A 14,644-nucleotide genomic window follows, 5' to 3' on the forward strand; every position below is an offset into this window, starting at 1 on the left:
CAAATTAACCCGTGCAACAGTTTATCAATCTCACAGCCCTATTTCCCTGAAAAAAATATTGATTCATTGTTATATTGATAGATTGTTACATTATATCTATATTTGCAGTCAAATTTTTCCCGTTTTGAAAGTTTTCAAGAATTTTAAAGATTATTCCTCTCAAAAGCCTCTAGCACTGTCTTTAGGTATGTTTGACGGGGTACATCTTGGACATAAAAGTATTATCGATGAGCTCATTAAAGTAGGAACAGACAACAATCTGGAAACTGCTATCCTTACTTTTTGGCCACATCCGAGGTTTGTTTTTAATCCTAATGAAGATTTAAAACTGCTGAATACCATAGAGGAAAAGCAACAACGTATTGAAAAATATAACATTGATAATCTGTTTCTTAAAGAATTTGATGAAGAGTTCAGAAATCTTACCGGCGAGGAATTTGTACGTCAGATCCTGATTGATAAACTCAATGTAAAATACCTTATCATAGGATACGATCATTCTTTTGGGAAAAATAAAAGCGGAAATTTTGAACTTCTTCAAAAACTTTCTAAAGAGCTTAATTTTGAAGTGGAACAGATGGAAGCCATTAATATTCATGAGAATAACATCAGTTCTACCAAGGTTCGTAATGCTCTTTTAACAGGGAATATTAAAGAAGCTAATGAAATGTTGGGCTACTCTTACCCTGTTTCCGGAACGGTAGTTCACGGAAAGAAGATCGGAAGAACAATCGGCTACCCCACTGCTAATATTGATACGGAATCTATTAAACTTTTGCCTAAAAAAGGGGCTTATATTGTGGAAGTAGAAGTAAAAGGCCAGCAATATAAAGGAATGCTGAGCATCGGAACAAACCCTACAGTAAATGGAGAAAAATTAACAGTTGAAGTCTATATCCTTGATTTTGAAAATGATATTTACGAAGAAAAGATCACTGTAAGATTCAGAGACTTCCTTCATGATGAAATCAAGTTTGAAGGATTGGAAAAGCTTATTGAGCGACTTGATGAAGACAAGAGATTAACAGAAGAATTTAATTTTTAAGATATAAAACAAAGGGCTATTCAGTGATGAATAGCCTTTTAGTTTTCCATTTCAAAAGAGAGATTCCGGTCATTCTGAACTTGTCGAAGAATCTCCTTTATTCTTTATTTTAAAACTTTTACGTAGATTTTTTGCGTCTCATTATTTAGTTTCACATTAGGAAATGCTTTATCGTGATCAATAAAAATATCTCCTTTTTCATTGGCTTTTCCATTACCATCAGAATCCCATTCGGTAGCGATATAATATTTTACTCCATTTGTAGGCTTTGGATTGATCTTACTTTCGGCATCCTCCGGTATTGGCAATTCAATAGTATAAGGGATTGTTTTTACTTCAAACTCATTTTCTGTAATTAATGTTGCCGGTGCGTCCTGCAGACCTTCGCTCACTCCGTATAAACTTACTTTAAGCTTTGAATTTTTAATTGTAAATGGATCAGTTCCCGTAAATTCTATCTTAAGATTTTCTAACTTCACATTCTCTGTACTTTCGGGAGTAACTGTCTGATCTTTTTTCTCAGGCTTATTACAGCTTGATAAAGCTAATGCACCTGCTGTCATGAATAATAAAAGGTGGTTTTTCATATATTCTTATTTTGGTTATTGTAAGTTTAATATTTCACAGGTGTTTGATAACAAAATCCGTACCTGAATATATTTTACTTCAAAATATGAATGGAAAGCCTTTAAAAATTATTAATGGTATTCTGAACCTTTTTGGTAAGCGATTTAAATACCAGATCATAGGAATGATCTATCAATTTTAAAATCAGATCTCTTTTTAAGCCATCCACCGCTACTGAGTTCCAATGGGTTTTGTTCATATGGTAGGCTCCTGTAATCTGAGGATATTGCTCGCGAAGTTCGGCGCTCCATTCCGGATCTGTTTTAACATTGATGGACAAAGGTTGTCTTTCAAGCCCCATCAGGAGAAACATTTTGGTATCTACCTTTAATACAAGGGTTTCATTGTCAAAAGGAAAACTTTCCGTAACTGCTTTTTTAGCAAGGCAATAGTCTAATATTTCGTTGGCATCCATAGTTTTTTATGAGTAATGAGTAATATGATTAATAATGGCTGATATAAGAAATGTTTAATGATAAGATCTTTTATCTTTTATCTTTTATCTTTTATCTTTTATCTTTTATCCAAATTTAGTAAATTTAAGAAAGAAAATACCATCACATCAAAACCCATTATTATGAAAGCTTTAGTAATTGGTGCTACAGGCGCTACAGGAAAGGATTTAGTCAATCAGTTACTCAATGATAAGGCTTTTGAGGAAGTTGATATTTTTGTAAGAAAACCTGTTGATATTAAGAATGATAGGCTTAAAGTGCATGTTGTGAATTTTGAAAAGCCTGAAGAATGGAAAGAAATGGTGAAAGGAGATGTTGCTTTTTCCTGTCTTGGAACTACTTTGAAGGATGCCGGAAGCAAAGACGCCCAGAAAAAAGTAGATTTTGATTACCAATATGAATTTGCAAAAGCAGCCAAAGAGAATGATGTGGAAGATTATATTCTGGTTTCGGCCTATGGAGCCAATCCAAAGTCTAAGATTTTTTATTCTAAAATGAAAGGAGAACTGGAAGAAGCTGTTAAACAGTTACATTTCAACAAAATTACCATTTTTAAACCTGGAATGCTTGAAAGGAAAAATTCTGAAAGAACAGGTGAAGTTCTAGGCAGCAGAATTATAAAATTTGCCAATAAACTTGGATTATTGGAGAGTCAGAGACCTTTACCTACGGATATTCTGGCAAAGGCTATGATTAATTCTTCTAAAATTAAAAGCAACGGTTACTCCAGTATCAAGCTTGGGAATATTTTTTGTTTTGCAGAAAAAACAATTGACCAATAATTAAAAAAACATCTGTGGAAATCCGTAGAATCTGTGGAACTATTTATTTCAACCACAGATTTTCGCAGATTTGCACAGATGCTTGACTTTGGCTTGTATTCTCTTTAAAAGTCAGAATCTCATTTGAGGAGAATTCTTGTTTTATTTTTTTAGCAAGGTCTTCAGGTACCTGTACATCTTTTATTTTCTCATAAGTTTTCCAGGCTTTTTTAATAATTTTTCCATCATTCCTGCTCTTTCCAACCTTTATTAGGGTAAGTGCATAAAGGGATAAATACCCTATATCTTTTTTATATGTAGAATATACTTCATCAAAATAAGGCAATGCTTCCTCGTAATTTTCTTTAAGACAATTCAACATTCCGTACATATATTTTACATCATCCTTTACTTCTCCAGAGCTTTCATACAATTTTTCAGCCTTTTTCAAATTATTTAATCCATTGTCAAAATCATTCAAAACAATTGCAGTATTGGCTACACCATAATAGCCTTCCGGACTGTTAGGAAAATATTTTACCATTTCCTGATACTTTTCTCTTGCCAAATCAGCCCGTTCGGCTCTCATCATTTCAGTAGCTAAATTTTGCTTAAATTCCAGAGATTTATTTTTAGCTAAGCTGTCTGCTACGTAATAGTAAGCAATAGCTTCTTCATATTTGTCCTGTAATCTGAAAAGATATCCTGCCATAAAATATGCATCACAATAAGTGGAATCCTGGGATGCAACTTTCACCATAGTATAACTTGCTTTCTCATAAAGGTTTGGAAACTGCAGTGCTTTGATTACTGCATCAAATTTCTTTTTAGATTCTTCTTTTTTAGGGGTACAATAGTTGAATTTTCCTGAAAAATAACTTTGTGAAAATCCTTTCACAGAAAGGATCAGTATAAAAATTGTTAATAGTTTTTTCATGGTGCAAAAACAAAAAAAGTGGATGCATCCATCCACTTTGTAAAAATATACTTTTTTATTTTTTATTTCAAATATTTTGTAATTGACTCACTTGTAGGTTTTGTTGTACTTACAAAACTATCAATCAGCTTTCCGTTTTCATCAATCAGGAATTTGGTAAAGTTCCAAAGAATGGTCGTGTTTTTCACACCGTTTAATTCCTGTTCTGTTAAGTATTTAAAGATAGGAGCAGTATCATCTCCTTTTACAGATACTTTAGCCGCCATTGGGAATGTTACTCCGTAGTTTTTCTGGCAGAATGTTCCGATTTCAGCATTGCTTCCTGGCTCCTGTCCTCCAAAGTTATTGGCTGGGAAACCTACAATCACCAATTTGTCTTTGTATTCTTCATATACTTTTTCAAGATCGGCATACTGAGGAGTAAACCCACATTCTGAAGCGGTATTAACGATCAAAATCTTTTTCCCTTTGAAATCTGCAAAGTTGATTTCCTTTCCGTCAAGGCTTTCTACTTTAAAATCATATATTGTTTTTCCCATAAGTTCTTTGGTTTTTGCTTGAGAAATCTCAGTTTTTTGATTGGTGCAGCTTTGCAGAAATGCGATAAAAGAAAGCAGCATTAAAAAAATATTTTTCATTTCTTATAAATTTTATGCAGCCTGAACTGCAGATGAATTAAAACTTAAAAATATTAGCAGGGAACACCTTGTTAATGTCTACTCTGTTAAGCAGCATTACATAATCACCATCTTTTTTAGTGCTTGAAGATTCTATTCTGAAAGGCATGGTAAGGTTTCCTACTTTTTTATAATCGGAATATACCAAGGTTTCATCTTTTTTAATTTCCTTCAAAAGCATATAAGTTTTGGCATCAAAATAATACATATTCTTATTTACATTCTTGGTAAGTTCCACTTTATGACAGTAGATCTCACCTACTTTTTCCTTTCCAAGATATTTGGCATCAAACCCTTTGTTTTCCCAGTCAATAAAATCATTATCAAAACTTTCCGGTACATACTCCGGATATACCTGAAGTTTATTGGCTGCATAGTTCATTGCATACCCTTTGTTTCCGTCAAAACCTTCAATTGCCGTTTCTTTTCCCTCGATTACAATGATCGTTTTGGTAAGATTAGGACGCTGCTGGTAAATTTTTATAGGATACTCGTCCTTAACTCCCAGTACCACTTTTCCCTGTAACAATACGGAGTTTAAAAGCTTCCAATTGGTTAAACCTCCGGATAATTCAATATTCTTATCTATAATTTCCTTTGCAGTCTGGCCATAATACAGTGAACTTGTAACGGTAAAAAGGACTAAGTATATTATTTTTTTCATTTAATTTTATTAAAATAGTTATTTAAAGAAGGGTTAAAAATCATTCCCGGATCTTCTTTAAAACTTATTTATCAATTCAAATATAAGGGGAATTGGGATAAAAAGCAAAAGGCTGAGAAAGTATGATTGATATTACATTCTCAAACGATCTTCTTCTGAATTTTTAAATTAGATCAGTTTCCTTGCTTTTTCGAGATCTTCCGGTGTATCAATGCCTACTCCTACAAAATTGGTTTCTATCATTTTGATTTTCATTCCATATTCAAGGTAGCGGATGCATTCAATCTTTTCGGATATTTCCAAAGGCTTCATCTCCAATTTTGAAAATTGCAATAAAGCTTCTTTTCTGAATGCATATACTCCAATATGCTTAAAATAGGTTACATCATAGGCAACTTCTCTATGGAAAGGTATTGCAGAACGGCTGAAGTAAAGGGCAAAGCCATTATTATCTGTAATTACTTTTACGTTATTCGGATTTTCTATTTCTTCTTTTTCCGAGAGTTTTATTTTTAAGGAAGCCAGGGAAATTTGCTGTTGATCATCCTGTTTAAAAACTTCGATTAATTGCTTCAAAGGTTCAAGCTTGAGGAATGGTTCATCACCCTGAACATTAATAACAATGTCACAATCTATGTTCTGTACCGCTTCAGCAATACGGTCGCTTCCTGTTTCATGTTGCCCTGTCATTACAGCTTTACCTCCATTCTTAGTGATTTCATCCAGGATGATTTCAGAATCTGTTGCTACAAATACTTCATCAAACAGTCCGGTTTCCACTACATTCTGGTAGGTGGTGGTAATAACGGTTTTTTCTCCCAATATCTGCATCAGTTTTCCGGGAAAACGGCTTGCCTCATAACGTGCAGGGATAACAGCGATTATTTTCATTCAGTACAATATTAATTAAGTCTTTTCAAGCCATCATTTCCAAAAAAGTGAATGATCTGCCTTATTCAGATCAAAAATAGTGAAAACTATTTTAGTTTACCCCATAAAATAAGGTATTCTATCCAACTTTAGTTTTAAATTCTTCGATTTTCATACTTGTAAAAAAACAAAATTCCCACATCTTCAATGAAAATGTGAGAATCGGGTATAGATTTTTAAATGAGTCAATGTATTAAAAGGATAACTTCACCCCTACCATATTATATTCCCATTGGCGGGATGCCATAAGGTCGAATTTGTATTTTGTTTTTCCTATGGTGCCTTCTGAGGATGTATATCTGCTTTTTGAGATTGTTTTTCCTATAAAATACCCCATTAACAAGGCTAACGGATAATCTGAAGCCCAGTGAACTTTACTTTGCATCATTTGAAAGCATAAAGCTCCGGCTAATGTATATCCTACAGGCTTTATCCATCGTGAATCAGGATAATTGTCCGCAATAACGGTGATTCCAGCCATAAAGGTTGTTAAGTGGCCGGATGGCATGGCATCATAGTTTGAAGTATATTTACCAAATGCTGAAAAACTTGGAAAAGGATTCCACGCACCGCCTTTATTGCCATTTTCTTCTGCTATAAACGGGCTTTCTCTTCCGGTAATCCTTTTGAGGGTTTGGGTGAAAACTCCTGAAAGAATTAAACTTTCCATTAATCCACTGGCTGTAGCCTGCGCTCTGTAATCATTTTTAATTAAACCATAGGTTCCGAAACCGATTCCCAGTAATACCAACGTAGATCCGTTTCCAATGAGATATAATGTAGATCCGATATCTTTAGGGATTTTGAAAACACCCCCTACTTTGGTATAATTGTTATCTTTATCCATCCCCCATCTTTCTCCCAACTCTCTTGAGTTATCAATTAATTTCTGGTCAAAAGGCAGAAGGATCAAGGTTGAAGCAACAGCACCTCCTAAGTAGTAGGCATGATCTTTTGCTACAAAATCTTTATTAGTGTCAATAAAATTTCGGGGAAGCTTGGTTACAAAATCCAGCAGTTTAGGTTTTGGATATGTTCGCACAGAACCGTCTTTTAAAGTGTAAGTCTGCACTTTGGGTAAATCCGGTGCTATAGGTGATAATTCTTTTACCTGCAATGTATCTACCTCCTGCGAACATACCAATATAGACATTGGCAATAGCAAAAATCTCAATTTTTTCATCGTTGTTGTTTTCAACCCTGTTTATTCTTAGCTTATAAAAGTCCCAAAGATAATTCCTTGTTGACTGTTCTACAAAATGTTTATTTAATTTTTAATTTTTATTTAATTTTTTTATAAAATGAGTGACCTGTCTCAGTTTATATAATTGATTAAAAAAATAATTCCATAGATCCAGAAAATATAGAGAAATGAGTATAGAAAGCCTAATCCAAAGCTTTTTACTATATCTCCTTTACATTTCCCAGAGTTTTTAAAGACATGACGCAATGCTCGGAAGAAAATCCAATATAACATCGCAACCAGAAATAATATGGCAGACCAAAAAAAAAGTCCAAAAAAGTAAGAAAAAAATATCAGAAGAATAGAAAATATAAACCATGCAATAACAGAAAGGATAGCACCTTCTATTCCATCTCCTACAGCAGGTGGATCAAAATCAAAACCATCAATTGCTGGTGTTTTATCTGTATATTTTTTAAATTTTTCTTTATTTAAAATGTTTCCGACGTTATCTTTTAGTTTCAATCCATAATACAGTCCTAAGCTGATAAACAAAAAAAGTGCTCCGGCTAAAATAGATGTTGATAAAATTGAGTTTTGAAATAAAGACCGATGAGCGCCTTTTCCTGAAAACCAAACGCTTACAATGACTAAAATGATAATAGCCAAGGTGGAAAAGCTCAATAATTTTGTTTCAAGGAAATATTTTCTGGGGAGCTTCATGGTTTATAAGGTATTGAAAAACGCTTCGACTCCGCTCAGCGTGACATTGTTATAATGTATCAATATAACAATGTACCAGTGTAACAATATTCACCAATATAAAAATTGGTAAACCGGTACACTGGTACATTTATCAATTAAGTAAGCTTAATTATTTCAGATTATTCAAAGCGTTTTCCAGTTTTGGAAGCATTACTTTGATCTCATCAACAGCTAATCCTCCAACGGAAGCACGAAACCAAGGTTCAGATTTGTCTTCCCCGAATGCTGAGAATGGAACTAAAGCAACACCTGCCTCATTGATTAAATAGAATACAAGATCTGAAGAGTTTTCGATAACAGCTCCGTCAGGTTTTGTTTTTCCGATATAATCTAATTTGATCGTAAGGTAAAGAGCGCCCATTGGTTCAATACTGTCCACCGCTAAACCTTTTCCTTTCAGCTCCTGAATACCACCGTGAAGAACTTTTAAGCTTTCTTCTAATCTACCTTTGAAATCTTCTACGAATACGTTTACATTTTCAGGGTTTTCATAGAATTTAGCAGTAGCTTCCTGCTCTGGTTTTGGTGCCCAAGCTCCTACGTGCGTAAGAAGCGCCTTCATTTTATCAATGATATGAGCAGGCCCGAATCCCCATCCTACCCGTACTCCTGTTGCAGCCAAGCATTTTGAAATACCATCAATATATACTGTATAGTCCTTCATTTCAGGGAAAAGAGAAACCGGATCTACATGTTCTGCTCCAAAGGTAAGGTTAGAATAGATTTGGTCATACATTAAATATAACGGTTTTTCATCTGCTCCTCTTTTTTTGTTTTCAGCAATCACCAACTCACAGATTTCTGAAAGCTGTTCTCTTGTGAACATTGTTCCTGTTGGGTTCAGTGGTGAACAAAGTGCTAATAAAACCGCACCATCCAAGTGAGGTCTTAAATCATCTGCAGTTGGAAGGAAGTTCGTTTCAGGTTTTGTTTTAACTTCTACAGCATTGGCAGAAGTAAGGTAAGCATAGTGGTTGTTATTCCATGATGGTGTTGGATATACTACTTTATCTCCTTCGTCTACGATGGTTTTGTATACGGCATAGATTAATGGTCTTGATCCTGCTGTAATCAAAATATCGTTTGGAGAATAATCCAGATTCCATCTGTTTTTCAGGTCTTTGGAAACTTCTTTTCTTAAAGATAAAAGTCCGTTGGCAGGTGGATAGTTTGTCAGGTTATTCTGATAGGCTTTCTGAATTTCTTCCTTCAGCAATGCTGGGATAGGATAGATATTAGAATTCAGGTCACCAATAGTAAGATTGGCAATTTCTGCACCTTTTGCTTTTAGATCATTTACTTCGTTACCAATTTTTACAATTTCAGAACCGATCAGGTTCGCTGCTAATTTTGAAACTTTCACTTTATTCTTATTTAAAATTTACTAATATTATCTTCTCAGATTAATTTTGTTTTCTATTTGATCCACGGGTGTGTGGGCATCATAAGCGGCTATTAGTTTTTTGGTTTTTTTTGCGGTAGCAGAGTTTGGATATTTTTTGATAAGAGCATTGTATGCTTCTCTTTTATCATCATAAATTTTCCCTTCTTCACTATCATAGATCCTATCACTATCCATTCCCAGAAGATAATCTAGCAGATAGTTATGATAATTATCTTTTGCTTTGTTTATCAATGAGCTTTTAGGATACTTATTAATAAAATTCTCCCAGACGATCAATCGGTCTCCCAATTCTTCCCAGGTAATCAAAAGTCCACCATTCACGGCATAATTTTCCTTATTATCTTTTGCCATCTGTGAGATATAAGCCGCATAATCAGGCGTTACCTTATTCTTGAAGATAGATTCATAATAGCCCGGCAATGAATGAATTTCCGTAAGCCCTTCTCCCATCACACGGAACTCAAGACCTGCTTTATTCAGTTCGGCCGCCATTTTCTTTATGTTATCCGGTAGATTATAGGTATCCGGTCCTGTATGATAATCAACATATTTGTCGAGTATCTCAGTTTGAGAATCATTAAAACAATCGGTGTATTTATCTCTGATTTTCACATAATCTTCATACACTTTATTGTTCTGCTCCGGACTGTTTTCTGCAATCTCTTTATCTATTTTAGTACGATACCATTGCAAAGCTGTAATATAATCTTCTGTTTTATTATCTGAAGAACATGCTGTGTCAATAGGTTTGTACTGATCCTCTTTAGCTTCGTTTTTAGCGATTGAGTCGTTTGCAGGCTTTACATCAGAAACCGCAGTTTCCTTTTTACAGGAAACTACAGCTACAGACAGTATGCAAACTGCTATAATTTTTTTTATCATGGTTTGCTTTTCAGGTGATTAATCCAGTTTTAAGTCTGTTTTAACGGCCTGAATTTTAGCTTCTAATGATTTTAGTTTATCTTTAAAATCTGCTTCAGAAGAGATAGAATCTTTTACTGAAACATAGAATTTAATTTTTGGTTCTGTTCCTGAAGGTCTTACACAAACTTTAGTTCCATCCTGCGTATAGTAAATTAATACGTTAGACTGTGGAATTTCGTTCATTACTTTTTTCTCCCCTGATGAAATGGTAAGGATTGTCTGTTCTTTAAAGTCTTTTACTTCTTCCACTAATGAACCTGCCAATTCTTTTGGAGGGTTTTCACGGAAGTCTTTCATCATATTCTGAATTTCCTCAGCCCCCTGTCTTCCCTTTCTCACGATATTAATTAATCCTTCATAATACATTCCAAGGTCTTCATAGATCTCGATCATGTACTGATACATTGTTTTGCCGTTAGCTTTACACCAAGCAGCAATTTCGCAAGCTACAAGGATACTTCCACAAGAATCTTTATCACGAACAAAATCTCCGGTCATGAAACCGAAACTCTCTTCTCCACCACATACGAATTTCTGAGTTCCTTCTGCTTCACGGATCATTTTTCCGATCCATTTGAATCCTGTAAGTCCTACTTTACATTCAACCCCAAATTTCTGTGCGATATCATAGAAAATATCGGAAGTAACGATGGTAGAACCAATGAATTCTTTTCCGGTAATTCTTCCCTGCTTTCTCCATTCGTTCAGGATATAATACGTAAGGATTGTATTGGTTTGGTTACCGTTCAGCAACTGCATTTCACCATCAAGATTTCTTACGGCAATTCCTAATCGGTCACCATCCGGGTCTGTTCCGATCACGATGTCTGCATTGGTAATTTTTGCAAGATCCATGGCCATTTCCAACGCTGCCGGTTCTTCCGGGTTTGGAGATTCTACTGTAGGGAAGTTTCCACTTGGAATCATCTGTTCTTTGACAAGGTCCACTTTTTTGAAACCTGCTTTAGCTAAAGCTTTAGGAATGGTAGTATAAGTGGTTCCATGGATAGAAGTGAAAACAATATTTAAGTTTCCTTTTCCTTCATTCTGGTAAGTGGAGTTTTCAATACATGCATCAATATAAACATCATCCTGCTCTTCTCCTACCCATTCGATCAGATCATCATTTCCGTTGAATTTGATTTCTTCAAATTTTACAGAATATACTTCTTTGATGATGGCTTCATCATTTGGCGGAACAATCTGAGCTCCGTCATTCCAATATACTTTGTATCCGTTATATTCAGGTGGATTGTGAGAAGCTGTTAGTACGATTCCTCCGTTACATTTTTTATCACGAACAGTGAAAGAAAGCTCTGGGGTTGGTCTGTGATCTTTGAAAAGCAAAACTTTAATTCCGTTTGCTGTTAAAACATCTGCTACCAGTTTTCCGAATTCTTTTGAGTTGTGGCGAACGTCATAAGCAATAGCTACTTTGATCTCCTCTCCTTTGAACTGCTCTAGCATATAGTTAGCCAGTCCCTGAGTTGCCTGTCCTAATGTATATTTATTTAAGCGGTTGGTTCCTACTCCCATAATTCCACGCATCCCTCCTGTTCCAAATTCCAGTTCTCTGTAAAAAGAATCTTCCAGATCCGGGGAATTGCTGTCGATTAATGCCTGTACTGCCTTTCTTGTTTCTTCATCGAAAGTCTCACTTAACCAAAGTTTCGCTTTTTCTAATGTGTTCATATTTAGTTTAGTTTGGAAGCTGGAGGTTGGAAGAGGGAGGGTTGTTTTTGTCCCAGTTTAGCCGTTCAGCTTTTTGATTTATTATTTTGTCTTATTTTATCAGGCTGGAAGTAGGAAGCTGGGAGATGGAAGATATTACATTCCCAATTTCAGACTTCTGCCTTTTTATTATTTTCTACCCGTTGTGCATTTTGGCAATTTTAGTATAAAAACCATCATTTATGATTAACTTTAATTACAATAATCAATTGATATCGATTATTTGATTAATACAATCTATATTACATAATCATTTATGACGCGATTTTCATTAAAAATATTTTAGAAGAGTATTTTTCTTTAAAAATGCACAACGGGTTATTTTCTATATTTTTATTTAATTAAAAAGTGAAAATGACGTTCGGTCAACTAAAATAGCCTCCAGCTTCCGGCTTCCACCTTCCCACCTTCTAATCTAATTTCTTATTCTCAACTTTCGTTGTCTTATCTACTTTAAATGCTCTGATCGGGTCATTATAGTAGATAAATTTTGCAGTGTTCTGAATATTCCCTTTCAGAGAATCTTTTACGTTTACCTCAGCATAGTTTCCGTTTTTGGAATCGATATTCAGGTTGGTAATTTTCCAGTAAGGTGCAATAAGACTTGCCGTATCAGAAATTTTTATCACTGCATCTTTTGATAACCCTAAAAAGTTAGCACGGCTTCTGTTATGCATTTCCACCTCTGCCCTTCTTGTGTTGACAGATCCCATGAAGCTTGCATTGTTCTTCATATTCAGTCTGAAATTATCGGTTTTAATTTCGCTTGAAATATTTACTTCTACCGAGTCTGAAACGGCTACTTTTTCAAGATTATATTTTGAGTAGATGGTTACATTGTAAAAATCTACCCCTTTTGTTCCTCTTTTTTCTTTGATGAACAGGGTTTTATCTTTTACATCTACGTCCAAATTACTGGCAACATTAGGATAGGTTTCTATCTCCACAAAGTTCTTTTCTCCTCTGGCGTAAAATACACGGAATTTTCCGTTAAGATCCAGATTAACGAATTCCGGAACGTCCACATCTTTCTTTTCAATATTTCCTTTTGGGGAAACTTTTCCACAGGAAACTACTGCAACCAACATTAATGTGTAAAGTACTTTTCTCATATTTAATTTTAAATATTCTACTAACGATCATTATGATCTGCTTTCCTGAAAGTTTTCCGGGCTTTCAAGAATATCTTTTAACAAAAATAGGATTAAAATTTCTAAAAATCTTTGTCTTTTGGCAATAAAATACCTGATAATTTTCAATTTTTTGCTTTTTACCAAGAAGTTGTATTTTGCTTTTTATTCTTTTATCCTGTTTCTATTTTATGTAAATATTAATAAAAAAACATCCAATGAATGGATGTTTTTATTTTATAGTGATGATTTCACTTATTTTTTAAGTTTAATTGAAAAATGGATTCGATCTACTAGACTTTACTAAGCAATTCTCATATAAACCTCATCGACAATATACCTTTCCTTTCATTTTTATATTTAGTCTAACCACCCCAGACTCTTTTCACTTTAAATTTTTCTAAAGCGATCTTTTTATCTTTACACTGCACCACTACTTTAAAATCATTATACATAAAACCGGGAACCAATACAATATCTATTGGCTGATCTGGATATGATTTTTTCAGTTCTCCAAAAACCCTCAGCATTTCTTCGTCATTAAAAATAATCTCTGCATTGTATTTTGTAAAATCAAAATTAATATCATAAGGAATACTGTCCGGTTTATAAGTTGCAACAGATTTAGCATCCATTAAAATCTCAGATTCCCCATTATAATTAATACGATACAGCCCTGTAATTTTATCTTTATTATCATAAGGAGCCAATACAAAACGATAGCTATATTTTTCTCTGTATTTGTCCCACAGCCCAAAAGGAATACCATTTTGAGCAATCGCAGTTTTTATACTATCAGGAACTAATATTTTATATGATAATTCATAGAATTGCTCCTGAGTCTCTTTAGGATCAACTCTTCTCATAAATTCATCTTTATTGACTGAAATTTCCTTAGCCTGTAAACGGCAAACCTCTCTGCGGTGATGGTTTCCTGACAACCAAATGACTATAACTCCACCAGGAGCAGCTCCTATAGTAATCTCATCGTATGTACCCTCTTCCCAAGGGATTTCACCATTACTATCCGGATTTCCTTCCACCATAAAACCTTCTCTAAACAATTGAAGTATTTTTTCTTTAGGTACATCAGCATTCACACGCCAGAATTTTTTCTCTGCATAGCTTACATAAGTTAGATCTAAATGAGATGGAATTTTATTACCACCCTGACCCGCTTCAACTCCATCATATTGCCAGCTTCCTGTGGTAACTCCTGCTTTAGGAACTCCACATATTAACTCTTTTTTATCATCCGTTAATACTCCGATATGAACTTCTACAGGGTATTCCTTAGGAGCTGACATTGTTGCCATATAAGAAAACTCTTCTTGTACAGTCTTATTTTCTTTACTACAATTCTGTAATAAAGATAATAAGATTACCATACTGATAATCAACTTTATGGTA

At 34.4% G+C, this 14,644-nt stretch carries 15 protein-coding genes; 2 read left to right on the top strand and 13 right to left on the bottom strand.

All coding sequences use genetic code 11. The features are described 5' to 3' along the window. The first annotated feature begins 124 nt into the window (after nt 1–124). The gene (locus tag CHSO_RS14100; protein ID WP_045497101.1) at nt 125–1,045 is read left to right on the top strand and encodes a bifunctional riboflavin kinase/FAD synthetase; all 921 of its coding nucleotides are present in this window, start codon (nt 125–127) and stop codon (nt 1,043–1,045) included. Nucleotides 1,046–1,149: 104 nt separating this feature from the next. Here CHSO_RS14100 and CHSO_RS14105 read toward each other — a convergent pair whose 3' ends face one another. Both CHSO_RS14105 and CHSO_RS14110 read right to left on the bottom strand, forming a co-directional pair. Beyond that, nucleotides 1,150–1,632 (bottom strand): hypothetical protein, encoded by a 483-nt coding sequence (locus tag CHSO_RS14105; RefSeq protein ID WP_045497103.1) that lies wholly within the window; start codon nt 1,630–1,632, stop codon nt 1,150–1,152. A 101-nt stretch (nt 1,633–1,733) separates the two neighbouring features. Beyond that, entirely contained in the window at nt 1,734–2,087 is a 354-nt protein-coding gene (locus CHSO_RS14110) for an MmcQ/YjbR family DNA-binding protein (RefSeq protein WP_045497106.1), read from the bottom strand. Between the two features lie 162 nt (nt 2,088–2,249). Here CHSO_RS14110 and CHSO_RS14115 point away from each other — a divergent pair, with 162 nt between their 5' ends. Then, on the top strand, nt 2,250–2,909 hold the full coding sequence (locus tag CHSO_RS14115) for an NAD(P)H-binding protein (RefSeq protein ID WP_045502596.1): 660 nt from the start codon (nt 2,250–2,252) through the stop codon (nt 2,907–2,909). A gap of 43 nt (nt 2,910–2,952) precedes the next feature. Here CHSO_RS14115 and CHSO_RS25075 read toward each other — a convergent pair whose 3' ends face one another. The 11 genes from CHSO_RS25075 to CHSO_RS14170 all read right to left on the bottom strand — a co-directional run bounded on the left by CHSO_RS25075 (nt 2,953) and on the right by CHSO_RS14170 (nt 14,622). Beyond that, nucleotides 2,953–3,825, bottom strand: coding sequence for a tetratricopeptide repeat protein (locus tag CHSO_RS25075; protein WP_052480605.1), 873 nt, complete (start codon nt 3,823–3,825; stop codon nt 2,953–2,955). Between the two features lie 62 nt (nt 3,826–3,887). Beyond that, the gene (locus CHSO_RS14125; protein ID WP_045497109.1) at nt 3,888–4,463 is read right to left on the bottom strand and encodes a glutathione peroxidase; all 576 of its coding nucleotides are present in this window, start codon (nt 4,461–4,463) and stop codon (nt 3,888–3,890) included. Between the two features lie 37 nt (nt 4,464–4,500). Further along, nucleotides 4,501–5,166 (bottom strand): hypothetical protein, encoded by a 666-nt coding sequence (locus CHSO_RS14130; protein ID WP_045497112.1) that lies wholly within the window; start codon nt 5,164–5,166, stop codon nt 4,501–4,503. Nucleotides 5,167–5,334: 168 nt separating this feature from the next. Continuing rightward, on the bottom strand, nt 5,335–6,057 hold the full coding sequence (kdsB, locus tag CHSO_RS14135; protein WP_045497115.1) for a 3-deoxy-manno-octulosonate cytidylyltransferase: 723 nt from the start codon (nt 6,055–6,057) through the stop codon (nt 5,335–5,337). 232 nt (nt 6,058–6,289) lie between these two features. Then, entirely contained in the window at nt 6,290–7,279 is a 990-nt protein-coding gene (locus tag CHSO_RS14140; protein ID WP_045497118.1) for a phosphatase PAP2 family protein, read from the bottom strand. A gap of 132 nt (nt 7,280–7,411) precedes the next feature. Then, a complete protein-coding gene (locus CHSO_RS14145) occupies nt 7,412–8,002 on the bottom strand; it encodes a hypothetical protein (RefSeq protein ID WP_045497120.1) in 591 nt (196 codons plus the stop codon). A 151-nt stretch (nt 8,003–8,153) separates the two neighbouring features. Continuing rightward, on the bottom strand, nt 8,154–9,407 hold the full coding sequence (locus CHSO_RS14150) for a pyridoxal phosphate-dependent aminotransferase (protein ID WP_045497122.1): 1,254 nt from the start codon (nt 9,405–9,407) through the stop codon (nt 8,154–8,156). A 27-nt stretch (nt 9,408–9,434) separates the two neighbouring features. Continuing rightward, the gene (locus CHSO_RS14155) at nt 9,435–10,331 is read right to left on the bottom strand and encodes a hypothetical protein (protein ID WP_045497123.1); all 897 of its coding nucleotides are present in this window, start codon (nt 10,329–10,331) and stop codon (nt 9,435–9,437) included. Between the two features lie 18 nt (nt 10,332–10,349). Continuing rightward, nucleotides 10,350–12,065, bottom strand: coding sequence for a phospho-sugar mutase (locus CHSO_RS14160; RefSeq protein ID WP_045497126.1), 1,716 nt, complete (start codon nt 12,063–12,065; stop codon nt 10,350–10,352). Between the two features lie 449 nt (nt 12,066–12,514). Then, the gene (locus tag CHSO_RS14165) at nt 12,515–13,216 is read right to left on the bottom strand and encodes a GIN domain-containing protein (protein WP_045497129.1); all 702 of its coding nucleotides are present in this window, start codon (nt 13,214–13,216) and stop codon (nt 12,515–12,517) included. A gap of 383 nt (nt 13,217–13,599) precedes the next feature. Continuing rightward, the gene (locus tag CHSO_RS14170) at nt 13,600–14,622 is read right to left on the bottom strand and encodes a DUF2931 family protein (RefSeq protein WP_045497135.1); all 1,023 of its coding nucleotides are present in this window, start codon (nt 14,620–14,622) and stop codon (nt 13,600–13,602) included. Nucleotides 14,623–14,644 lie beyond the last annotated feature (22 nt).

This window comes from Chryseobacterium sp. StRB126 (genome assembly GCF_000829375.1).
Classification (GTDB): domain Bacteria; phylum Bacteroidota; class Bacteroidia; order Flavobacteriales; family Weeksellaceae; genus Chryseobacterium.